The 24,477-nt window shown below is 39.9% G+C and carries 20 protein-coding genes; 11 read left to right on the top strand and 9 right to left on the bottom strand.

Features of this window, described 5'->3' with window-relative positions:
- The first annotated feature begins 244 nt into the window (after nucleotides 1–244).
- The gene (locus tag A3Q33_RS16335; RefSeq protein WP_081180867.1) at nucleotides 245–1,078 is read left to right on the top strand and encodes a mechanosensitive ion channel family protein; all 834 of its coding nucleotides are present in this window, start codon (nucleotides 245–247) and stop codon (nucleotides 1,076–1,078) included.
- 340 nt (nucleotides 1,079–1,418) lie between these two features.
- Here A3Q33_RS16335 and A3Q33_RS16330 read toward each other — a convergent pair whose 3' ends face one another.
- The 9 genes from A3Q33_RS16330 to rimP form a co-directional block, all read right to left on the bottom strand.
- Nucleotides 1,419–2,639: a serine hydrolase domain-containing protein gene (locus A3Q33_RS16330; protein ID WP_081180866.1), complete on the bottom strand. Its 1,221-nt coding sequence runs from the start codon at nucleotides 2,637–2,639 to the stop codon at nucleotides 1,419–1,421.
- 387 nt (nucleotides 2,640–3,026) lie between these two features.
- Complete coding sequence (locus A3Q33_RS16325; protein WP_081180865.1) at nucleotides 3,027–4,352, bottom strand: serine hydrolase domain-containing protein; 1,326 nt, start codon at nucleotides 4,350–4,352, stop codon at nucleotides 3,027–3,029.
- 536 nt (nucleotides 4,353–4,888) lie between these two features.
- Nucleotides 4,889–5,824 (bottom strand): alpha/beta fold hydrolase, encoded by a 936-nt coding sequence (locus tag A3Q33_RS16320; RefSeq protein ID WP_081180864.1) that lies wholly within the window; start codon nucleotides 5,822–5,824, stop codon nucleotides 4,889–4,891.
- A 372-nt stretch (nucleotides 5,825–6,196) separates the two neighbouring features.
- A complete protein-coding gene (gene rpsO / locus A3Q33_RS16315; RefSeq protein WP_081180863.1) occupies nucleotides 6,197–6,466 on the bottom strand; it encodes a 30S ribosomal protein S15 in 270 nt (89 codons plus the stop codon).
- A gap of 140 nt (nucleotides 6,467–6,606) precedes the next feature.
- Entirely contained in the window at nucleotides 6,607–7,551 is a 945-nt protein-coding gene (gene truB, locus A3Q33_RS16310; protein WP_081180862.1) for a tRNA pseudouridine(55) synthase TruB, read from the bottom strand.
- A 2-nt stretch (nucleotides 7,552–7,553) separates the two neighbouring features.
- The gene (gene rbfA / locus A3Q33_RS16305) at nucleotides 7,554–7,961 is read right to left on the bottom strand and encodes a 30S ribosome-binding factor RbfA (RefSeq protein WP_081180861.1); all 408 of its coding nucleotides are present in this window, start codon (nucleotides 7,959–7,961) and stop codon (nucleotides 7,554–7,556) included.
- 136 nt (nucleotides 7,962–8,097) lie between these two features.
- The gene (gene infB, locus A3Q33_RS16300; RefSeq protein WP_081180860.1) at nucleotides 8,098–10,785 is read right to left on the bottom strand and encodes a translation initiation factor IF-2; all 2,688 of its coding nucleotides are present in this window, start codon (nucleotides 10,783–10,785) and stop codon (nucleotides 8,098–8,100) included.
- 21 nt (nucleotides 10,786–10,806) lie between these two features.
- Complete coding sequence (gene nusA, locus A3Q33_RS16295; protein WP_081180859.1) at nucleotides 10,807–12,303, bottom strand: transcription termination factor NusA; 1,497 nt, start codon at nucleotides 12,301–12,303, stop codon at nucleotides 10,807–10,809.
- Between the two features lie 28 nt (nucleotides 12,304–12,331).
- The gene (gene rimP, locus A3Q33_RS16290) at nucleotides 12,332–12,793 is read right to left on the bottom strand and encodes a ribosome maturation factor RimP (RefSeq protein WP_081153077.1); all 462 of its coding nucleotides are present in this window, start codon (nucleotides 12,791–12,793) and stop codon (nucleotides 12,332–12,334) included.
- 484 nt (nucleotides 12,794–13,277) lie between these two features.
- Between rimP and A3Q33_RS16285 the strand changes: the two genes are divergently transcribed.
- The 10 genes from A3Q33_RS16285 (at nucleotide 13,278) to A3Q33_RS16240 (ending at nucleotide 24,367) form a co-directional block, all read left to right on the top strand.
- Nucleotides 13,278–15,164, top strand: a complete 1,887-nt coding sequence (locus A3Q33_RS16285) for an EAL domain-containing protein (protein ID WP_081180858.1) — start codon at nucleotides 13,278–13,280, stop codon at nucleotides 15,162–15,164.
- A gap of 239 nt (nucleotides 15,165–15,403) precedes the next feature.
- On the top strand, nucleotides 15,404–15,985 hold the full coding sequence (gene rsxA, locus A3Q33_RS16280; RefSeq protein ID WP_081180857.1) for an electron transport complex subunit RsxA: 582 nt from the start codon (nucleotides 15,404–15,406) through the stop codon (nucleotides 15,983–15,985).
- Complete coding sequence (rsxB, locus tag A3Q33_RS16275; RefSeq protein ID WP_081180856.1) at nucleotides 15,985–16,539, top strand: electron transport complex subunit RsxB; 555 nt, start codon at nucleotides 15,985–15,987, stop codon at nucleotides 16,537–16,539. Before rsxA ends, rsxB begins: the two co-directional genes overlap by 1 nt.
- A 12-nt stretch (nucleotides 16,540–16,551) precedes the next feature.
- Nucleotides 16,552–19,032: an electron transport complex subunit RsxC gene (rsxC, locus tag A3Q33_RS16270; RefSeq protein ID WP_081180855.1), complete on the top strand. Its 2,481-nt coding sequence runs from the start codon at nucleotides 16,552–16,554 to the stop codon at nucleotides 19,030–19,032.
- A gap of 9 nt (nucleotides 19,033–19,041) precedes the next feature.
- The gene (rsxD, locus tag A3Q33_RS16265; RefSeq protein ID WP_081180854.1) at nucleotides 19,042–20,106 is read left to right on the top strand and encodes an electron transport complex subunit RsxD; all 1,065 of its coding nucleotides are present in this window, start codon (nucleotides 19,042–19,044) and stop codon (nucleotides 20,104–20,106) included.
- Complete coding sequence (rsxG, locus tag A3Q33_RS16260; RefSeq protein ID WP_196797980.1) at nucleotides 20,106–20,747, top strand: electron transport complex subunit RsxG; 642 nt, start codon at nucleotides 20,106–20,108, stop codon at nucleotides 20,745–20,747. The genes rsxD and rsxG overlap by 1 nt, the downstream gene beginning before the upstream one ends.
- Nucleotides 20,744–21,448 carry an electron transport complex subunit E gene (locus A3Q33_RS16255; RefSeq protein WP_081180853.1) on the top strand — a complete coding sequence of 235 codons (705 nt, stop codon included), beginning with the start codon at nucleotides 20,744–20,746 and terminating at the stop codon, nucleotides 21,446–21,448. The genes rsxG and A3Q33_RS16255 overlap by 4 nt, the downstream gene beginning before the upstream one ends.
- Nucleotides 21,449–21,494: 46 nt before the next feature.
- The gene (gene nth, locus A3Q33_RS16250; RefSeq protein ID WP_081180852.1) at nucleotides 21,495–22,157 is read left to right on the top strand and encodes an endonuclease III; all 663 of its coding nucleotides are present in this window, start codon (nucleotides 21,495–21,497) and stop codon (nucleotides 22,155–22,157) included.
- Nucleotides 22,158–22,362: 205 nt separating this feature from the next.
- Nucleotides 22,363–22,896 carry a YaeQ family protein gene (locus A3Q33_RS16245; RefSeq protein WP_081180851.1) on the top strand — a complete coding sequence of 178 codons (534 nt, stop codon included), beginning with the start codon at nucleotides 22,363–22,365 and terminating at the stop codon, nucleotides 22,894–22,896.
- Between the two features lie 130 nt (nucleotides 22,897–23,026).
- On the top strand, nucleotides 23,027–24,367 hold the full coding sequence (locus A3Q33_RS16240; RefSeq protein WP_081182703.1) for a M28 family metallopeptidase: 1,341 nt from the start codon (nucleotides 23,027–23,029) through the stop codon (nucleotides 24,365–24,367).
- Nucleotides 24,368–24,477 lie beyond the last annotated feature (110 nt).

Here is a 24,477-nt window from a genome sequence, read left to right as displayed (position 1 = left end):
TTTTTTACGAAATTTACTTGTTTACCTCAACCTAACGCTAATCAGGGCATCTAATGTCAGGTCTTAAACCTCATTAACAGTGTCTAATAACGGGATCTTAAAGTGAGCTAAAGCAGCTAACGGGATCTTAAAGTGAGCTAAAGCAGCCTAAAGCTACAAATACTTTCGCTGGTTGCATCAAGGTGATATCACGTTTATCCTTATACTATTCAACTAGTAACTCACATAAACAAGGAACCATTGAATGGAAGACATTTTTGGAACAAAAATAAATGCTTCGGAATTAACAGACCAAGCAATATCACTAGTTATGACATACGCACCCAAGTTGGTGCTCGCCATTATTACTTTAATCGCTGGTTTGTGGTTAATTAATCGATTTGTTGGCGTGTTAGACAAAAGACTTGGCAAAAAAGATCCAACACTTAACAAATTCCTGTGTGGATTACTCAGCGCGGTTATGAAAGTCATGCTGCTAATTTCAGTCGCCTCGATGATAGGTATTGCAACGACCTCCTTTATTGCGGTTATCGGTGCTGCTGGTCTAGCTATAGGCCTAGCGTTGCAGGGAAGTCTGGCCAATTTTGCCGGCGGTGTACTTATCTTAATATTCAAGCCTTTCAAGGTCGGCGATACTATCGAAGCTCAGGGCTTTTTGGGGGCTGTCGCTGAAATCCAAATTCTCTATACCGTAGTAAATACCTTCGACAACCGACGTATTGTTATTCCAAATGGCAGCCTTTCTAATGCCACTTTGGTTAATGTCAGTATTTACGAGAAACGCCGATGCGACATGACCTTTGGCATTCATTATGACGACGACATCGATAAAGCTAAGGCCATTCTTCAACGCTTGTTTGAAGAGGACGAACGTTCTTTGAAGGAACCAGCGCCAAGAATTTGTGTTGGTAGCCTCGGCGATAACTCAGTAAATCTAATGTTCCGTCCTTGGGTTGCAACTGATGACCTTTGGCCTTACTACTGGGACATGCAAGAAAAGGTCAAAAAGGCCTATGATAATGAGGGTATTACTATTCCCTACCCTCAACGTGACGTTCATGTTTATAAGTCTGAGTGATCTGTATCCAATGAAAATATTGAGCTTTTCACACTCTGTACAGCCTCAAATGAGCTGACACTTTGCGGCGGTGAGGTAGCGAAAGCTACTTTACCGCAAGCTTTTAAAGCTGATAATGTAAGCCACTTGCCACTAATATTCAAAATGGCAACTGTCCGACAAACCAAACATTAGCATTATTATATTATTCAGTTTTTCAGTTTTTCAGTTTTTGGCCAACGAGTTTAAAGCTTTATTCACTAAAATTTACTCTGATCCTTTTACTACCATTTATTTAATAACGTATGTTCAAATCTGAACACCACTTAATTGGCCAAGGGAAATGTGTGGTTTCAGTACTTCATTTACGTACTGCTTTGGGTAATACTTCTGTACGCAAGACCCGCTCAGCGGTCCAGTATTCACCGCGTAAATCATATCCGGTAAAGACAATTATAAGGTCCAGTTCGGGAATGACTGTGAGGCACTGACCACCGAAACCAGTCGCGGCAATGGCCCTTGGCCGGTCAGTGTTGCTGTTCGGCAGCCACCACTGATAGCCATAAACCCTATTGTCATTATCGTCGTTCGGTGATGTATCGGCGACGTGCGGCGATGTTGATTGGCGGATCCAGTCCTTACTGACCACCCTTTCATCTACCCACATTCCCTCGTGCAAAACTAGCAGCCCAATTCTCGCCAGGTCATGAGCCGAAAGGTACAGGCCGCCCATACTGTCAATCTCCTGATCGGGCGTGGCTTTCCAGTAATAATTATCGATTCCGATTGGATCGAAAAGGCGTTCTTCGGTCCATTTATCCAGCCTTTGCCCCGTCGCAACGCCAACTATCTTGCCCAAAAGTACGCTTGCTCCGTCATTATATTCAAAGAAAGTGCCCGGTTCGGTATCCATTGGGTGATCGAGAATAAACTGTATCCATTCCTCTGCATTCTCAAGACTGACTGTGCTGGTCTCAGGGTCCTGAAAACTACCATCAGGCTCCCATTCAATGCCGCTTCGCATTGTGAGTAAATCAACGACTTTCATCGCAGCTCTACGCGGGTCTGATCTGTCGAAATCATAGGCATCAAAGAAAGGCAAAACGGGAGCATCAATCCCCTCCATTTGTCCTTTGTCAATTGCGATTCCGAGCGCGAGAGAAGTTACGCTCTTTGATATTGATTGGAGGGTGTGGAGCTCTGTGCCCTGGTAAAAAGGATGATAGTCAGCATTTTCATAATCATATTTGGGATCGCGTCTGTTCAAGCCAATTCTCTCTTGTGGGCGAACTTTCTCAGCGACAAGCTTATAGTCTCGCTTGAAACGCTCATCGACCACCACACGGCCATTTCGGATAAGGAGAAAATGATCGACCATTCCGTATTTTCCGGATTCAATTTCCTCTACAAATCGAGTGATCGGAAGTGAGTCGATGCCTTCAGCTTCAAGGGTTGAAGCCTCCCATTCCTCTTGAGGCCAAGAGTATGAGGCAGAGCCTTCTTCGGCTGAATTTTCGTTCAGGGCACATCCAGCATTGAGTAGGATTAAAGTGTAAACCGCTGCAGAAATTATTCGTCGCACTGTTTCAATCTCCTAAACCTGATATATTTTCAATCTTCTGAGTATAAGACAAATAATCACTATTCACTACCCTGGCCAACAGCAATTGCAAAGGGATAAACAGGCTCAACACCCACGGTCAAATTGGGTAACCGCGCAGGACTTTATCTACCAAATGCGCTACATTTTCAGCTATTCTTCTAGCACCACGGATGGGGGGATCCACGTCATTTGCCGCTAAATGCTTCGAGTTTATTGTGTCTACAGTGACTACATACAACCCGCAGAAATTCGTGCTCTAAGCGGTCACAACGTGAAATTCGTCAAACTCGCGCATACTTAAACATTAAAGATTTTTAGCTGTATTTATCGACCATTCATAAGCGTTGCATTATGTGACAGATATAACTACTTCTGGTTCTCTATGTTAGCGATACGCTCGCCAATACTTAGGACGATGCGCAACATATCATCGAGGTTTTTCTGAATACTGTTGTTGGCCCAGTTCGCCATAAATACTACTGCAAATTTATGTTTATAATCGACAAAAATATACTGTCCAAAAGAACCTGCTGTGTACATTAAATTGGCATCCTGCATCATCCAAACATGGTTTTTGTACTGCTCTGCCATACCTAATGTTTTGTAAGACGTTGAATGCCCTGAAAAAGGTGTGTCGTATGTGTCTTTAAAATAGCTTTCAGGGATTATTCTTTGCCCATTAAAAGTCCCACGTTCCAGCATCATCTGGCCAAAGCGCGCAGCATCCCGCAGACTGACAGCCAGACCCCAACTAGCACCTGCATGCCCCTCATCGTCGACAGCAATTGCCGCATCATACCTTGCTTGTAAAGGAAGCCAAAATGTCTCTTCAATAAGTTGCGCATAAGATTTCCCCGTTATACGTTCGGCAATCATCATTAGCACTTGGGTATTCATATCGGCGTAGGTAAATTCAGATCCTGGTACAAAAGTAGGCTTTTGAAATTGACGAATGAAGGAAAGCGTAGAACGTTTATTGATACCTAAAACCTTCGGTTTCAACCCCAGGTGAATCTCACTCAAATAACCTAATTCACCCGCCTTATGGTAGTCCCCCAATTTAGGGAAACCGACTTGCATGTCAAGCATATGCTGTAACGTCGCACCGTCATAAACAGCCGCTTTCAAGTCAGGTAAATAGTCTTTAACATTTGCTGTTAAATCCAACAGTCCTTCATGTGCCAATTTATAAACCAACATGCCAATAAAGGTTTTTGAAGAAGACTGTAGAACTTGGATATCGTGTTTTTGCATACCCTGCCCGTAGGTTTCGAAAGCTAATTTTCCGCCATGCATAATGGCAAACCCTTTCATGTGAATTTCATTTAACGCTTCCTCAAGCGTTACAACTTCCCCTTGCCCTAGCAAAACTTTGTGCGAACTGAGTCCGAGTTCATCATTACTCTTTTCGACCAATGCCGACGCTTCTCTATCTGCATATATTGTAGCCATAGTGACGAATTCACGAGGGTGGTGGCTGGCATAGCGACTATAAGGCCAATGTTGCCAATTAAGGAGGTTAATATCACTACGTTTAAATGGTAAGTTTGGTGGGTTATCAAGCACAACATCTAGTTTTTTTAAGTCTATATGAGTAGATTCTGTTGCCGTAGCCGTAAAGCTTATGCCCATGAGCAATAAATATAAAAGCACAAGCGTATATCTAACAGCCTTTTGTGTATTAGGTATCATATGGTACTTAGCCTTGTTTATTATTTTTTACTTGATTAAACCTTTCTCAACATACCAAAGTTAAGCAACCTAAACAATAAGCATAGTGACCGGCAAATCTTAGCTAATAGAGCTCATAGCCATCAGTTGCGTTTAATTAATCGTATGATATTTTTCGCTCAATCTAGGCTAGTAGTTATAATGCTATAATGGCTGCTATAGGTCGATAGCTACCTTTTTAAACTAGAGTTTGATGTCGATAAATTACTCACAGTTGCCATAAACTAAGTGAATGATTACGTCTGCTTTTATAAATACTTAATATAGATACTTAATATAAATACTTAACGTTTTTGAGGATGGCAAATTTAAATGTGATTGACGACTTGGCTAGATCCAATTGAGTGGCATGGTATATCTTTTCCAATTAACGTTAACTTACGGTATAACCTCAATTAACTAGGACAAAGGTGGTGATATTAATGCTATAAAAGCTATATGGAATTACGCCAATCTACGTAAGTTAATATTTATTTTTAGAGCGTTATAAAAGTATGCTATAAAAATTTTAGCACCGCCGAAACTGTTGCCTGAGGGTTTTCTTCATGAGGCACATGACCCAAATCATCAAAGACAATTAATTCACTATTAACGATTTCTTGTTCAAATTGTTTACCAAACTTAAGGGGTATCAGTCGGTCTTTTCTCCCCCAAATTAAAAGTGTTGGCACATTAATAGTATGAATTTTTTCTATCAAAGCTCCAGGTAATGTCTGTTCAAAACGTGCCTTTAAAGCGCTGCGATTACCTTCACGCAATGAAAGTTCATAGTATCGATTAACTAATTCTTCGGTCACTAAATCCGGATTTCCATAAACATTTTTGATGCTTTTTTCTACCAGTGATTTAGGTAAAACATTTTTTAATAGTCGACTTGCTATCGGGTTTTGAGACAATTTAAAAGCAAGTGGCACAGACTCAGGATCATAAGGATAGCCACTTGCATCGACTAAAATTAATTTAGACACTCTATCTGGATAAAATACTGCTGTCGCCCAAGCAATATAACCGCCTAGCGAATTACCTGCTAACACACTGTTGTCGACTTTTAATTTATCTAACACGGCAATAACGACTTCTGCGTAATGCTCAATGGTATAATTATTTTGTGGATCAGGCCCTGTTAAGCCAAAAGCAGGTAAATCAAATCGAATGACTCTGCGCTGCGCTTTTAATTCCTCTACCCAGCCATCCCAAGTATGTAACGACGCACTTGTACCATGAATTAAAACAATAGGCGCTTTATCCGACTTAGGGCCTTCGTCTCTATAGTGAATATTCATCCCAGCAACATTTAAAAATTTTGATGGCTCAGGCGCCCAGCGTTTACTTAGCTCTGTAACAGATCTGTCGTACGCTAAATTTGAATAAAGATAAATGCCGAGGAAAACGGCCAAGGTAAGCAGTAAATATAAACTATATTTTAAAATCATCACCTTTGGGTACGCCTTTTTATTAAAAATTTATTTAACCAAGATATCAGATATAATACCAATTGAAATAAATAATCGATCATTTTAAGGCGGTTTAAATCGTCAATAACTGCGTTGTTTTCAATAGCCCGCTATTACTCAATCAAACGCCTTATTCTTGAACTATTTATCCTCGCTTAAAATTGGTCAATAACTTATTACATTTGGTATAAATAGACTAACCAAAGTGCAATTAAAAAAAATATACGCACAATTGTATTTGTAGAGTTTTTCTGAAGATTACAACTATTTCACTAAATTTAAGTAGTTGAAAAAGTCAAAAAAAAAAGGAGCCATTAGGCTCCTTTGAATATTCTTTGTTTAAATCTAGTCTTAACGACGTAGACCTAATTTACCGATTAAAGCAGTGTAACGTTCAACGTTTTTGCCTTTTAAGTAATCAAGTAATTTACGACGTTGGCTTACCATGCGTAATAAACCACGACGTGAGTGGTGATCATGGATGTGCTCTTTGAAGTGACCTTGTAAGTGGTTGATTTGTACAGTTAACAAAGCAACTTGTACTTCTGGAGAACCAGTATCACCTTCAGCTTGTGCATATTCTGCAACGATAGCAGCTTTTTCAGCAGCGTTTAAAGACATAATATTTACCTTAATTTTAGTGTTTTAAAAATCGCGTCAAGCCGAACACTAAATCAGCAAGACGTTCTAAGAGCGCGTATTCTATCAACAATGACTCTAATTGCAACTTATACTGATAACTCTACAGCTGTCTGTGATAATTATCCGACAACCGTAATACGTTTTGGTGCAACTAAACCGTCGTCATCTATTTCACCAACACCGATAAACTCACCTGTATCAACATCATCACCAATAAAAACTTGTACTAAGCCTTCACTTGGACCGCCTGAGCACTGCACAGGATTACCGTGGCGTAAAAAATTTGCTGACATATCGTCAACAAATACTGCCGGTATACCATCACATGCTGTGGTCATAGGTAATAGCAAAGGGTCTAAATAAACCGATGGAGCTACTTCTTCAGCCTCGGCTTTTGCTAACAATGCCTCTAAAGCTGCCATTGTCACCATTCGCTCGGTTGGATAATTACCCACCGCACTTCTACGTAGGTTGGCAACATGAGCGCCACAGCCTAAAAGCTCACCTAAATCGTCTATAATGGTGCGGATATAAGTGCCCTTAGATACATGAATATCTAAATCAACTTCATCACCTTCAAAGCGCAATAAATCTAACCTAAATACCGTAATGTCACGTGACTCTCGCGGTACTTCAATGCCTTCACGTGCATATTTATATAAAGGTTGCCCCTGATACTTTAATGCTGAATACATTGATGGAATTTGTTGCGTTGTGCCACGAAATGAATCTAATGCTGTTGCTAATTGCTCAGCACTAACATCAACAGGCTTTTCGCTAACCACTTCACCATCTGCATCGCTAGTGGTAGTGCGAACACCTAATTTAGCAGTAACTTGGTAAGTTTTATCGGTATCAAGTAAAAACTGAGAGAACTTAGTCCCTTCACCTAAACATATTGGCAACATGCCGGTTGCTAATGGATCTAAAGCACCGGTATGCCCTGCTTTTTGTGCAAAGTAAATATGCTTTACTCGCTGCAATGCATTGTTAGATGACATATCGTAAGGTTTATCGAGTAACAAAACACCGTTAATTGCACGGCCTTTTCTTTTCTTAGCCATTATTATTCACTCTCTGGCTTTTGTGCTTCGTCAATTTCACCTTCGTGATTTTTCATGTCTTCAGCTACGGCTTTGTCTACTAAGTTACCCATGCGAACACCTTCAACCATAGAGCTATCATAGATAAATCTTAGCTCTGGCATAATGCGGGCATTAATACGCTTGGCTAGCAAAGTACGAATATAGCTTGAAGCTTCATTTAAAACATCGATTGAAACATCAACATTTTGACCTTCTAAAGTGAAGAAAGTAACAAATATTTTTGCATAAGCTAAGTCACGAGTAATTTCTACTGCATTAACCGTTACCATACCTAAGCGTGGATCTTTAACTTCGCGTTGAATAATCATCGCGATTTCTTTTTGAATTTCTTGTGCAACTCGATCAGTACGAGCAAATTCTCTGGCCATAAATAATTCCTACAACCTAATTAAATTAAAATTGATACAAGTATAACCATCATCAGCTTTAAATATTAGGTATATTTTGTAAATAAAAATGGAGGCTAAGCCCCCATTTTAACTAAACTATGAAAACTAAACGCGATTATAGTGTGCGTTTAATTTCAACTGTTTCAAATACTTCGATTTGGTCACCAACGCGAACATCGTTGTAGTTCTTAACACCGATACCACATTCAGTAGCGTTACGAACTTCTTGTACATCATCTTTAAAGCGACGTAAAGATTCCAACTCACCTTCGTAAATAACCACGTTATCACGTAATACACGAATTGGTGCTGAACGCTTGATAATACCTTCAGTAACCATACAACCAGCAATTGCGCCAATTTTAGGAGACTTAAATACATCACGAACTTGTGCTAAACCAATGATTTCTTGTTTAAACTCAGGAGCAAGCATACCGCTCATTGCTGATTTAACTTCGTCAATCAAAGAGTAAATAACGCTGTAGTAACGTAAGTCAATTTTCTCAGCTTCAATGACTTTACGCGCTGTTGCATCGGCACGAACGTTAAAACCAACCATGATAGCGTTAGAAGCAGCAGCAAGCGTTGCATCTGTTTCAGTAATAGCACCAACACCACTACCGATAATGCGTACTTTAACTTCGTCAGTTGAAAGCTTAGTCAATGAATCTGAAATCGCTTCAAGTGAACCTTGAACATCAGATTTAAGTACTACATTCACTTCAGAAATTTCGCCTGAAGCCATGTTCGCAAACATATTTTCAAGTTTAGCTTTCTGTTGACGGGCAAGTTTCACATCACGGAATTTACCTTGACGGAATAAAGCAACTTCACGCGCTTTCTTCTCATCTTTAACAACTGTCGCTTCATCACCCGCAATTGGTACACCACTTAAGCCAATAATTTCTACTGGAATAGATGGGCCTGCAGATTGAATAGTCTTACCGTTCTCATCACGCATGGCACGAACACGACCGTATTCTAAACCACAAAGTACGATATCACCTTGGTTCAATGTACCTTCTTGAACAAGTACAGTAGCTACTGGGCCACGGCCTTTATCAAGTTTAGATTCAACAACAACACCGTTAGCCATTTTATCAACAACAGCGGTAAGCTCTAAAACTTCAGACTGTAGTAATATAGCGTCAAGTAAGTCGTCAATACCTTCACCAGTTTTAGCTGATACATGACAGAACTGAACGTCTCCGCCCCACTCTTCAGAAAGTACGTCGTGTTGTGATAACTCACTCTTAACTCTGTCTGGATCAGCACCTTCTTTATCCATTTTGTTAACAGCGATGATAATTGGCGCGTCAGATGCTTTAGCATGCTGAATCGCTTCAACTGTTTGTGGCATAACACCATCATCGGCTGCAACAACAATAATAACGATATCAGTTGCTTTAGCACCACGTGAACGCATAGATGTAAACGCTGCATGACCAGGAGTATCAAGGAAAGTAATCATTCCGTGACCTGTTTCTACATGGTATGCACCAATATGCTGAGTAATACCACCGGCTTCGCCGTCAGCTACTTTTGCTTCACGAATGTGATCAAGTAATGATGTTTTACCATGGTCAACATGACCCATGATAGTTACAACAGGAGCACGTGTGATCGCTTCACCTGTATGGCCACGATCTGAAAGTACCGCTTCTTCAAGGGCATTTTCTTTCACTAGTACCACTTCACGACCCATTTCTTCAGCAACTAATGCCGCTGTTTCTTGGTCAATTACTTGGTTAATGGTTGCCATAGCACCCATTTTAAACATAGCTTTAACAACTTCAGCGCCTTTAACAGACATTTTGTTTGCTAACTCTGCAACCGAAATTGTTTCGCCGATACGTACTTCGTTAAGCTTAATTTCAACAGGTTTAGTGAAACCATGCTTTAAGCTTTGAGGAGAAGATAAGCTTAACTTGCCTTTGCCTCTTGCATTACGACCGCCACGGTTATTTCTATCTTGGCCAGCAGGTTTTTTCTTCTTACGTCGACGACCACTTTCGTCGGCAGAGTCACTTTTATCTTCAGCTTCTTGCGCGTATTTAGAAGACGTTAAATGTACCACTTCTTTTTCTTTCGCTTTACGCTCAGCTTCCTGCTCTTTCCAACGAGATTCGTTTTCTTCAGCAAGTTTACGTGCTACTTCTGCAGACAACTTAGCTTCTTCTTCAGCTTTGGCTGTTAATTCTGCTTCTTGTTGTAAACGTAATTTTTTCGCTTCTTCAGTTTCAGCAACTACTGGCGCAGGCTTAGGCGCTTCTTCAATAGATTTTGCTTTAGCGATAGCGGCTTGCTTAGCTTTAGCTTCTGCTTCAACTTTAGCTTCTGCTTTAGCTTCAGCTTGCACTTCTGCTTTTGCTGCTGCTGCTGCACGAGCATTTACTGCCTCTTTAGCATCAGCTTCTGCTTTAGCTTTAGCATCAATTTCAGCTTGAATACGCGCTTCTTCTGCAGCTTTTGCTTCAACTTCTGCTTGTTGCTGCTCTTCTAAATCGCTTCGTTTAACATAAGTACGTTTTTTACGAACTTCTACTTGCACTGATTTAGCTTTGCTACCATGGCCTAAAACCAAAGTAGATTTTTTCTTACGGCTCAATGTCATTTTGCTTGGGTTAGCAGTTGAGTCATCACCGTGTTGCTTTTTCAAATGATCAAGCAGGTTTTCTTTTTCTTCTTGCGAAACAGAATCGGTTGCCGATTTTTTCACGCCTGAGTCAGCCAATTGGCTAACTAAGCGATCCACCGGTGTACCGATTTCTTTGGCAAGTTGTTCTACTGTTACGTTTGCCATCTATATAATTCTCCCGGTGAGTTATTCTTCGTTAAACCAACAAATATTACGTGCAGCCATAATTAGCTCGCCCGCTTTGGTTTCATCTAATTCTTCAATGTCTGATATTTCATCAACACCTTGTTCAGCAAGGTGTTCTAAAGTTGTAATACCACGACTTGCTAATACAAACGCTAAATGGCGTTCTAAACCGGCAAGATTTAATAAATCTTCTGCAGGTTCTGCACCTTCAAGTGTTTCTTCACTTGCAAGTGCTTGAGTAGTAATTGCCGCTTTTGCACGTTCGCGCAATTCTTCAACAGTGTCTTCGTCCATGCCATCAATATCTAGCATTTCGGCAACAGGTACGTAGGCAATTTCTTCTAACGAAGTAAAGCCTTCTTCTACTAACATCAAAGCAAAATCTTCATCAAGATCTAACTTGTCAATAAATAGCGTTAGTACTTTATCGTTTTCAGCTTGGTGTTTCTCGTTCATGTCGGCAACAGTCATCACGTTAAGTTCCCAGCCTGTTAACTGGCTAGCTAAACGTATATTTTGACCACTACGACCAATCGCCATGGCTAAGTTGCCTTCTTCAACGGCAATATCCATGGTGTTTTTGTCTTCATCAACAATGATAGAAGCCACTTCAGCTGGTGCCATTGCATTGATCACGTATTGTGCTGGGTTGTCATCATATAAAACGATATCAACACGTTCGCCGCCTAACTCACTTGAAACGGCTTGTACACGTGAACCACGCATACCAACACACGCACCTACAGGGTCAATACGCTTGTCGTTACTTTTTACTGAAATTTTCGCACGAGAACCAGGGTCGCGGGCTGCGCCTTTGATCTCAAGCATTTCTTCACCAATTTCTGGTACTTCAACGCGGAAAAGTTCAATTAACATTTCAGGTTTTGTGCGGCTAACAAATAATTGTGCGCCACGTGCTTCAGGTTTAATTTCATAAAGTAAACCACGAATGCGATCGCCTGGACGGAAGCTTTCACGTGGTAACATATCGTCACGATAAATAATCGCTTCGGCGTTGTTACCTAAATCTAAAATTACGCTATCCCGACTAGCTTTTTTAACTACGCCAGTAATAATTTCACCAATTTGTTCTTGGTAAGCGTCAACAATTAATCCACGTTCTGCTTCACGAATTTTTTGTACAATAACTTGTTTAGCTGTTTGTGTTGTTACACGGTCAAACTTAACCGATTCAATTTGATCTTCAACATAATCGCCAACGTTTAATTCTGGTTCATCATATTGCGCTGCTGCCAAACTAATTTCAGCATACGGATTCTCCATCGGCGTATCGCTTTCTTCAACGATTAACCAACGACGAAAAGTCTCAAACTCGCCTGTTGCACGGTCAATACTTACACGGACTAAAATGTCGCCTTCATATTTCTTTTTTGTCGCCGTTTCCAAAGCAGTTTCCATCGCTTCAAAAATGCTTTCACGTGGTAATGCCTTTTCATTAGAAACAGCATCTACGACCAGTAATATTTCCTTACTCATGCTAGTTAGCCTTTCTCAGTATTTAAATTTATTTACGATGGTTAAAAACAAGGTGTGCCTTGTCAATGTTACTAATAACAAGTACATATTCCTCGTTATCCACCATTACAATTAAACTATCGTTGTCAACGGCAACTAATTTGCCTTTGAATTTACGACGGCCATTCAATGGCATAGAAATTTTTACTTCTACTGTTTCATCAACAACCGCCTCGAAGTGCGCTTTGTCAAAAAGTGGGCGGTCAAGCCCAGGTGATGAAACTTCTAAGCTATATTCACTACTGATCGGGTCTTCTACATCTAGAATAGCCCCTACTTGACGACTAACTTCTGCGCAGTCATCAACATCGATACCATTTTCATGGTCGATAAATAATCGTAAAACCGAATGGTTGCCGGCACTGATAAATTCAACGCCTAATAATTCCTTACCCGTTTCTTCAACGGCAGGACGTAACATTGCGGTTAATTTGTGTTCAAATTTAGCCAATCACTTTTCTCCAATTTGGAAGAGTCCAGAAACAAAAAAAGGGCTTAAAGCCCAGCGATATACCTTGCTGCTATTGCACCTTTTCACAAAGTTAAGATACAAAAAAGCCCCAATACGCGGGGCTTATTCACTGAACCCACGATGTAAACCAAGCAATAACTCTCTTGGTTCTGTACAACAACATCTTAGATTGTTATCAAACTTCGATAAAAATCTTTTCAGTGAGATATTGCTATATTAAAGCTGCGCAAATTATATAGAGTTGCTCTTTCCATAGCAAGTTAATTTTCGAAGCCAGTGTAGCTTATTATTGTTCACTTACCGAGATCATCAGGCAGAAATATCAAAAATTTTAGATAACATAAGCATAATAATTATTGCGGCATTATCAGATAGTTAGTAAATTAGTCCAGTTTATGTTAAAAAACATTAGCGGCTAAGCATTTGCTACCTTAATTACAGCACACAGGCACTTTGGAATTATATGTATACATATTCTCAATTACTTTTAAGAAACTTTCTTTTTGCTATCGGCTTTAGTGCCTGCGTAGCGTTAGCTGGCGCTGTGTTATTGGCATCACAAATATCAGCGCAGCAAAGCCAACATCAACAAGTTTTACTCACTTTAGACAAGCAAATAGATTTTGGGAAAAGTGAGTCACTTGCTAAGCAACTTCCTATATTTAACCCTTATCACTTTATAAACATTATCAATATAGAAGGTGAAGTCATTGTCAACGAACAAAATAAACCTACGTTTATAGACGAGTTTATTTTGTCACCCGTTAGCCAAGTTACCCTTCCTAATTCAAGCTTAATTATACAATTTCAATTAGATGCAAGTGCTGATTTAATCTTTTTGCGCACAACCGTATTAGCTGAATTTATTATTGCGCTATTATTTACTATTTTTTCAGCCCCATTAAGTATTGCAAGATCGCGTAAATTTGCAGACAGAATTGACAAGCAAGTAAAACAAGATCTTACGCAGATTATTGAAGGCAAAGAAGACACTGATGACGCTAACAAGCACGAAATCACTTTACCTAACATAGAGCAAAGTTTAATAGCACTTAGAGCGCTTTTGGCGAGTAAAATTACCGCAACAGCCTTATTAGAAAAAGACGCCTACATTGAACCAGTCACTAAATTAGAAAACCGTAACCGCTTTGTTCAATTTTTTGAAAATGCTGATAACCGTTCAGATTTCGGTGTTTTATCAATTACTCGTTGTTCTGAATTACAAACTATTAACCAAATTCACGGTTACCACGAAGGTGATAATTATATTCGCAAAGTTGCTGATATAATGAAAAATGCTATCAGTCGCTATAAAGGTGCGCAGGTCTTTAGATTAAATAGCTCTGACTTTGCGACATTAATTCCTAATATTAGCTTAAAAAGTGCTGAAACATTTGCGACAGAGTTAACCGCAAGCTTCAATAGATATCAACAAGCCTTAGATCTCGACTCTGTGGGCTACACGGGTTTAGTTTACTTTGATAATGACAAACCCTTAGGTGAGCTTTTAGCCTTAGCTGATACCGGTATTAGTGTTGCGCAAACCCAAAGTGTTAACGCCTGGTATGCCCAAACTGACACCAGTATTTTAGACAACAGTAGCGCGAGTTATGGTAACCAAAATTGGCGTCAAGAAATTGATAGTGTCATTGCAAACCAAAGAGTTAATTTACTTGTTCAACCTATCAAGCCAAGTAGCCCTAACAATCGCGTATATGGAGAAATCCTGACACGATTTTTAAATAGCAATGACGATATTTTACCGACCGCGTCTTTCTTTGCCATGGCAGAAAAACTCGACAAAATAGTGGCTGTCGACCAAATGATTATTGAAGCTGCAATTAAAGAAATTGCCAACAGAAACATGCACGATAACTTCTTTGGTATTAACGTTAGCGCACGCTCGATTAACGACGGTCACTTCTTGATTTGGTTAGAAAGACGTTTATTGCGTGACAACATAATTGCCTCAAAACTTGTTTTTGAAATTACCGAGAGTGGTTTACAGCAAAACATAAAAACCAGTAAAAACTTTATTGATATGGTCCACAGAGTTGGCGCCCGAATTACCGTTGAGCGCTTCGGTATAGGTTTAACCTCATTTAAATTTTTCAGAGATTTAAAACCTGACTTTATAAAAATGGATAGCACTTATACCCGTGATATAGACGAAGATAAAAACAATCAATATTTTATGCGCTTAATGGTCGACTTAGCGCACAGGTTAAGTATTAGTGTATTGGCAGAGAGCGTTGAAAGCCAAGAAGAGAAATTTATGCTTGAAAAACTATTTGTTGATGGTTGTCAGGGTTTTTATATTGGTAAGCCCAGAACTATATCTTCAGTATAGTTCGTTTCTTATACCTGCAATTAAAGCCACTATATATTAGTGGCTTTAATTTTTTATACCTGTAACTAAAGGTGTTTAAAAAGCATTTTTTTGTCATAGTCTTGGTTAACTTTAATACAGTTTCACTCTCACATTTAAATAACTCAACATTAAAATGAATATCCCTACTGTTCGTATGTTGTTTATTGCTAGATAAACACGGATAATAGTGCGAATTTTCACGGTAAAATATTGATCGAATGACTGATTATCTCTTGCTACTTGTTGGCACAGTATTAGTAAATAACTTTGTCTTGGTTAAGTTTCTTGGCTTATGTCCATTTATGGGCGTGTCGTCTAGAACTGAAACCGCCATAGGCATGTCTTTTGCGACCACATTTGTCATGACGCTAGCCTCGTTATTAAGCTATATCGTAAATAGTTATGTTTTAGCGCCCTTAGGCCTAGAGTATTTAACCACCATGACCTTTATTTTAGTGATTGCCGTTGTTGTGCAATTTACCGAAATGGTGGTACATAAAACAAGTGCCAATTTATATCGCTTATTAGGTATATTTCTACCGCTTATTACCACGAATTGTGCCGTGCTGGGTGTTGCCTTGTTAAACTTTCAAGAACAGCATAATTTTTTCGAATCTATTGTTTACGGTTTTGGTGCTGCTGTTGGCTTTTCATTGGTCTTGATCATGTTTTCAGCCATGCGCGAAAAACTAGCCAATGCCGATGTACCAGGCCCCTTTAAAGGTTCAGCAATTGCCATGATCACCGCGGGTTTAATGTCATTAGCGTTTATGGGCTTTACAGGATTGGTTAAGTTTTAATGAGTACACTCATCGCAATATTAGTCGTCGGTGTTCTTGCCGCTTTGTTTGGAGCCTTATTAGGTTTCGCCTCTGTACGGTTTAAAGTCATCGGTGATCCACTCGCTGAGCAATTAGACGCCCTACTGCCACAAACACAATGTGGTCAATGTGGTTACCCTGGATGTAAGCCTTATGCTGAAGCCGTAGCCAACGGGGAAGCCATAAACAAGTGTGCCCCAGGCGGTGAAGATACCATAAAAAAAATAGCAGACTTAATGGGAGTCGAAGTTCAGCCCTTAGATGGAAATCATGAAGCTGATAATTCACCTAAAGTTGCTTTTATTATTGAAGAAGATTGCATTGGCTGTACTAAATGTATTCAGGCCTGCCCCGTTGATGCCATTATCGGTACAACTAAGCAAATGCACACGATAATTGCTGACGAGTGTACTGGCTGTGACCTATGTGTCGCACCGTGCCCTGTAGATTGTATAGAGATGATCCCACTAGCTACAACAACACAAAACTGGCAATGGGATTTAAATAGTATTCCTGTTGTACAGCTAGATTAAGAAGAGGTTTGGGTGGAATCGGTAATTGAACGAATACAGCGAGGAAGTTTTTGGCAGTTTCATGGCGGCATTCATCCGCCTGAGCAAAAGTTTCTCACTAGCACTAAGCCCATTGCCAGTGCACAAATACCAGAACAGTTAATCATTCCTATCCGCCAACATATTGGACAGGCGGGTAAGCTCATTGTCAACATTGGTGACAAGGTACTCAAAGGGCAGGTATTAACTGAAAGTGATAGCCCAATGTCGTTGCCTATTCATGCACCGACAAGTGGTACCATTTCAGCCGTTAAATTGATGGCGATTCCGCATCCTTCTGGTTTAAGCGAAACTTGCGTGATATTAACGCCAGACGGTGAAGATACCTGGAAACAACGTCAGATCTGTCCGGATTATCAATTATTAAGTAAAGAAAAAATATTAGAAAAAATCGCAAATGCTGGCATAGCAGGTATGGGCGGCGCAGGCTTTCCTACACAAGTTAAAGTAAGCACTTTAGCTAAAATAGATTATTTAATTATCAATGCAGCTGAATGTGAACCGTATATCACAGCGGATGATTTATTGATCCAAGAGCATAGCCCAACTATTTTAGACGGTATTAAAATTGTCGACCATTTACTAACGCCAAAACATATTCTTATTGGCATTGAAGACAACAAACCTAAAGCTATAGATGCCTTACAAAAGGCCACAGCAGACATCGACCATATTCAAGTTTGTGTTATACCGACAAAATACCCGAGTGGTGGCGAAAAACAGCTAATTCAAATATTAACAGGTCAAGAAGTACCGTCAGGCGTTTTACCTAGCTCCTTGGGTATAGTAATGCAAAACGTTGCGACTTGTTTTGCTATTGCTGATGCGGTTATTAACGACACACCGCTCATAAAACGCGTTGTTACCGTTAGCGGGCAAGCGCTAGAAAAACCACAAAATGTATGGGCACTTATTGGCACCCCCGTTGGATTTCTAACCAACCAATGTGGCTACCAAAACAGTGAAAAACGACACTTAATTATGGGTGGCCCTATGATGGGCTTTAGTTTGCCGCATGATCAAGTACCGGTGATAAAAAGCACTAACTGTATCTTAGCACCCAGTGAAATTGAAATAGCGTCACCTTTTTCATCTACTAGCAGTAAAGAGGTAGAGTGTATTCGCTGTGGCCAATGTGCCGATGTATGCCCTGCTCAGTTATTGCCACAAGAATTACAATGGAGCGCGAAAGCCAAAGATCAGCCACAACTGGCAAAGCTTAACTTATTTGATTGTATTGAATGTGGCGCTTGTGCATACGTTTGCCCAAGCCAAATTCCGTTAGTACATTATTACCGTGTGGCAAAAGCTGAAATTCGCCAACAAAAATTACTCGACATTAAAGCTGAAAAAGCCAAGGTAAGATTTGAAGCGCGTAAACTAAGACTTGAACGGGAAAAAATTGCCCGCGAAGAGAAACATAAAATTGCCGCAGAAGCTCGCAAAGCCAGAATGAATTCAGGCACATCGGCTGCAAAATCAGAAAAATCTGCGGTAGCTGATGCACTAGCTCGTGTAAAAGCTAAAAAAGCTCAAGCGAGTTTATCTAGCAATGCAGCTACCAATACTGCTGATAAGCCTGTGGATACAAACGCCGAGCCGTCAGCGACCGCAGTACAAAATGATGACAGTAAAAGCCCTGTCGCTAATGCTATTGCACGAGCAAAGGCGAAAAAGTTAGCACAAAGTAACCAAGCAAAAATAGATTCGTTAGATACGCTACAAAACAATGAATCGCCGAGCTCAACGTCATCAGCGCAAGCAGCGCCCGTTGTTATCGATAAAAAAGCTAAAGTTGCCGCCGCTATTGCTAAAGCTAAAGCAAAAAAACGCCAAGCGGAAGCCGCATTAAGTAGTGAAAGCGGTGAAAAAATTCAAACTGAATCGACCAAAGAAGCCAATAAGGTATTAAAACCTGAGGTAATTACCAACGAGTCGACTACAGAGGCAAAAGCCAGCCCAGCAGTAGATAAAAAGGCTAAAGTAGCCGCGGCAATTGCCAAAGCGAAGTTAAAGGCGAAAGCAAAAGCAGACGCCAAATTAATGACTGATACATCGCTGGAAAGTGCAGAAAAAACGCCAACTAAAACTGAAGTAACAGCTGCAAATATAACAGCAGACGAAACCGTAAATATCGACCATTCGAGCAAAAATGAAGACAAAAGCGAACCACAGACGGTTAATGTAATTGACAGTTCAAACCTAGATAAAAAAGCTAAAATTGCGGCGGCAGTGGCTAAAGCGAAAGCAAAAAAATTGGCAGCAAAGTCTCAGCAAACATCTGATACACAAGCAGGCAAGATATCAGCTACGAATGAAAGTGACGATAAACAAGCACTGACTACAGAAGCTGCCAGTGCTGCAAATAAAAAAGCGCGAATTGCAGCCGCAGTCGCTAAAGCGAAAGCCAAAAAGCTGGCTGCTTCATCCGATAAATCACCAACTTCAGAGTAAATAAGCACCATGGCATTTTGGATAGCAAGTTCTCCGCATAATCATCAACAAAGTGAAACATCGGCCCTGATGAGGTTGGTTATTTACGCCACTATTCCTGGCATATTTGCCCAGTGGTACTTCTTTGGTTGGGGTAATTTAATACACATATCGTTAGCCGTAGCCACCGCACTTATTGCCGAATTTGCCGTTTTATCGATACGAGATAAGAAAATAACGACTCAACTATTTGACGGAAGTGCCATATTAACTGCGGTGTTGATTGGCATTAGCTTACCTGCCTTAGCGCCATGGTGGATAACTATTATTGGTAGTGTATTTGCCATTGTCGTGGTTAAACAGCTCTATGGTGGTTTAGGTCATAATCCTTTTAATCCCGCGATGGCCGCTTATGTCATGCTATTAATTTCATTTCCTGTACAAATGACACAATGGCAACCACCCCTGTCACTACTGGCTATGGATATACAATTTAATGACACGCTCGCGATTATTTTCTCTGGTTATACGCCTCAAGGCTACTCCGTTGAGCAAATTCGAACGCACATTGACGGGTTTACCATGGCAACCCCGCTTGATACCGTTAAAACCAACATCACCCTTGGGTTAACAGTAGTTGAAAGCATGAACGCCCCCGTTATAGGAAAGCATTTTGGTATTGGCTGGGAATGGATAAATGCTGGCTTTTTACTTGGTGGCTTAATTTTACTCTATAAAAAAGCCATACATTGGACAACACCATTTAGTTTTTTATTAAGCTTATTCGTTTGTAGTTTTATCGCTTTTATCATCAGTCCTGATAGTAGTGCATCAACTATGTTTCACTGGTTTACAGGTGCAACAATGTTAGGGGCATTTTTCATTCTAACCGACCCTGTTTCCGGTGCTACCAGTGTCAGAGGACGATTAGTTTTTGGCGCGCTTGCCGGTTTATTAGTGTACTTGATCAGAAAATTTGGTGGCTATCCTGATGCCATCGCTTTTGCCGTTTTACTTTGTAATATGGCAGCACCTTTAATTGACCAATACACCCGCCCGCGTACCTACGGACATGATTTAGGAGTGAAAAAATAATGTCTGAATTAACACCAGCAATTAGCAAAAACTCAAAAATATTAGCCTTATTTGCTATTACGTGCACCGCTGCGGTAGCTGTAGTTCAACTTCTCACCGCCGATCGCATTGAACTGCAAGCACAACAACAATTAATTCGACAATTGAACCAAGTGATTACAACAAGTAGCCATGATAATGAAATGTTTCGTGATTGCATTCTCGCCCCAAAAGATAGCAATTCAGACTTATTAATCGATGTAATTTATCGTGCTCGACTTAATAACACACCAACAGCAGCCGCTATAAAAACAGTGGCACCAGACGGTTACAGTGGCAATATCGAATTATTAATCGCTATTAATACCGATGGCAGTGTCAGTGGTGTTAGAACATTGCTACATAAAGAAACACCGGGTTTAGGTGATAAAATCGAGCGAAGAAAAAGTGATTGGATAGATAAATTTTCAGGAAAAAAACTCCTAGAGGAAAATGACAATCGCTGGGCTGTTATTAAAGACGGTGGTATGTTTGACCAATTTACCGGCGCCACCATCACCCCCAGAGCAGTGGTAAAAACAGTCAGAAAAACAATAGACTACTTTCAAAACAATCAAGATCGTATTTTTACGACTGCCAGTAATTGTGGAGTTGAACCATGAAAATAAACCCCGAATATAAAGAGTTGGCTTGGCAAGGTTTATGGAAAAACAACCCAGGTTTAGTGCAATTGCTTGGCCTTTGCCCATTGCTTGCGGTAACGTCAACTGTCGTTAACGCTTTAGGCTTAGGCGTAGCAACATTGTTCGTGCTTATTTGTTCAAACGCTACTGTGTCTGCTATCAGGCATTGGGTGCCAAAAGAAATTCGCATTCCAATTTTCGTTCTCATTATCGCCACTTTTGTTACCTGTGTGCAGTTACTAATGAACGCATTCACTTACGATTTATATCAGTCGCTAGGAATTTTCCTCCCCCTTATAGTCACCAACTGCGCCATTATTGGTCGTGCAGAAGCTTACGCGTCTAAAAACCCGATTAAACAATCTAGTTTCGACGGTTTAATGATGGGGCTTGGTTTCTTAGCGGTGTTAATGGTTTTAGGCGCGATACGAGAAGTATTAGGGCAAGGTACATTGTTTGATGGTGCAAACCTGCTTCTAGGACCATGGGCGACCCAGCTAAAAGTACAAATTTACCAACTTGATAGCCAATTTTTATTAGCCATACTGCCACCCGGTGCGTTTATTGCCATGGGCTTTTTAATTGCAGGTAAAAACGCCATTGACCAAAAAATAGTCCAAGCTAAACCCAAAAAATTAGAACAAGCAATTGAACGTGTTAGGGTAAACTTTGAAAGTTAAACTAGCGTATTTAAGTTAAGTCTGAAAATAGTGAAGTATAAGTCTGATGAATAAAGAAAAACGAATAGAGATGCTATCTCGATTAAGGGACAACGATCCAAATCCGACTACCGAGCTTAATTTTTCAAGCCCATTTGAGTTATTAATTGCTGTTTTATTATCGGCTCAAGCGACCGATGTAAGTGTCAATAAAGCCACAGATAAACTTTACCCGATAGCAAATACACCACAAGCACTACTTGACCTTGGTCTAGATGGCTTAAAGTCGTATATTAAAACCATTGGTTTATTTAATACCAAGGCGGTAAATACGCTTAAAACTTGCCAAATGTTAATTGATTTACATGGCGGTGAAGTACCACAAAACCGAGCCGCACTTGAAGCCCTACCCGGTGTGGGCAGAAAAACCGCTAATGTAGTATTAAATACCGCGTTTGGCTGGCTAAAAGACAATGAAGGTAAATACTTTATAGCCGTAGATACACATATCCAGCGAGTCGCTAATCGCACAGGTTACGCCAAAGGTAAAACAGTAGAAGAAACTGAACAGAATATTGTCAAACACACGCCACGAAAAACAGAGTTCTTTTTTAATTTACATCATTGGTTAATTCTACATGGTCGCTACACTTGCATAGCTAGAAAACCTCGTTGTGGATCTTGTATTATCGAAGATTTATGTGGGTTCAAAGATAAGACTGAAGACTAAACAGTAACCTAATGGCTTATATTCTCAATATTTTCTACGCTACACATATATAGCAAGGATGGCGCTTACCTGAGCTTACAAATAAGCGCATATTACGCTTATCAAGCTCCTTCTGTTACTTTAATTTATGATAAGTAGCTATCACGCACGCTTAATACACGTTAATATACTGAATTAATTACTCAAAATATTACTCAGAACTTTCATGGCCTTAAAATCAACCATCAATAAAGCGACAATCCATTTATCTGATATGGATCGTAACTATTATGACACCATTCAATTAACCATAGCTCAGCACCCTTCTGAGAATGATCGTCGCATGATGATAAGACTCATCGCTTATGTGCTAAACGCCAGTGAAAATCTGCAATTTGGCAAAGGTGTGAGTGACGAAGATGAAGCTGCAATTTGGCGAGTAAATTATAGTGACGTGATCGAGCTATGGATTGAACTTGGCCAGCTTGATGAAAAGCGCCTTAAAAAAGCCTGTAATCGCGCACAAGAAGTAAAATTATATTGCTTTGGCACGAGTGTAGATACTTGGTGGCAGCAATCTAAAAGTAAACTAAATCAATTTAATAAACTCTCAATTGAGCGTTTCAGTGAAGAAACTTCACAAGCGTTAGAATTACTAGCCGATCGCTCAATGGAATTTCAAGTGAGTATCCAAGACGGGCAAGTTTGGCTGACAAGTGGTGAAGAGTCATTATTGATTGAACTTGATAAGTTAAAGTAAATTTAAGCTATTTATATTAATGAGTGCTTATCTACTGAATACCCCATAATCTTAAACTATTTGATTTATGTTAGTAGTTCTTCGATAGTAAACGTCTAGATACAACTTATGCTGAGCAATGCCTAAAACTATGATAATAACATTTAACCCCAATGCACGAAAAAACCTTAGCTTAAAAATCAAAACTGTATTAGCGGCGATCGTTATTACTAGCTCGTTTTGTAGCGTTGCTGAAATAATATCGTCAAAACAAGTTATTAAAGATATTACCTATTTAGCGTCAGACGATTTAAAAGGCCGTGCAAGCTTTAGTCCTGAGATTGACCAAGCGGCAAACTATATTGCCAAGCGCTTTAAAGACATTGGTCTAAAACCCCTTAATAATAAAAGCTTCCTGCAATCTTTTACGGTACACAACATTCAACCTCAAGCACTGAATGTTGTACTCAATAATAAAAGTATCAGCAGTGAAAATGTTGCTATAGCGACTACGATAGAAAAAATAAATTGGCAAAACATCAATGCTCAAGTACAGATTGTTGGCAAAGATGATGATATGAGAAAAACCTTAAGTGAGTTAAATCAACAAGGTGGTCAACATATTGTGGTTATCCATCATACGCACGCTAAATCATTTAAAGCTTATCAAGATTACTTTAACCGTGGTTTAACTAAGCTGTCACTTGAACATCCTGGTGCACTTGTTTTAGTGTTAAGTGACGATGATAAGATCGAAAACTATGCGATCAATGCCAGTGCAAAAATCACTCAACAGTCGCTAACCAATGTTGTTGGTATTTTACCTGGCAAACAAAACGCAAAAGAAATTGTTTTATACTCATCACACTATGATCATTTAGGGTTAACAGAAGATGGTAGCCAAATTTATAATGGTGCTGATGATGATGCCTCGGGCACAACTGCAGTATTAAATTTAGCGCAATATTACGCAGAAAAAGGCAATAACAAACGCACGTTAATGTTTAGCGCATTTACTGCAGAAGAAATTGGTGGCTTTGGCTCTAAGTATTTTTCACAGCAACTCAATCCCGATAACGTAGTCGCCATGATTAATATTGAAATGATAGGTAAACCATCAAAGTTTGGTGCCGGCACCCTTTGGATGACCGGTATGGAACGCTCTAATTTAGGCACGCTTTTGAATGATAAACTTGTTGCGCTTAACACAAAAATTTATCAAGACCCTTACCCAGAGCAAGGACTTTTTTATCGTTCAGACAATGCAACTTTAGCGCGTTTAGGCGTTCCCGCTCACAGTTTTAGTAGCACTCAACTTGATAAAGACCAACATTACCACAAGGTAACTGACGACATTAGCAGTTTAGATTTATCGTCAATGCATAAGGTAATTGAAACATTAGCTACAGCGACACAAGCGCTAGTAGACGGTTCAGTAACACCCACGCGTATTGATAAAGCACAAGTGCGTTCTAATGGTAAAATTTACTAAAGTATACAACTTCAAAGCTGTTATAAGCTTTACATCAGCTTAAATTGCTAACCAAATAAAAAGCTAGCGCAAGATTAACCCTGCGCTAGATTTTTGCTAATCCGTCTAGC

The organism is Colwellia sp. PAMC 21821 (assembly GCF_002077175.1).
Classification (GTDB): domain Bacteria; phylum Pseudomonadota; class Gammaproteobacteria; order Enterobacterales; family Alteromonadaceae; genus Cognaticolwellia.
Note: the sequence above shows the minus strand (reverse complement) of the source record. Positions and strands in the feature narration are given on the sequence as shown.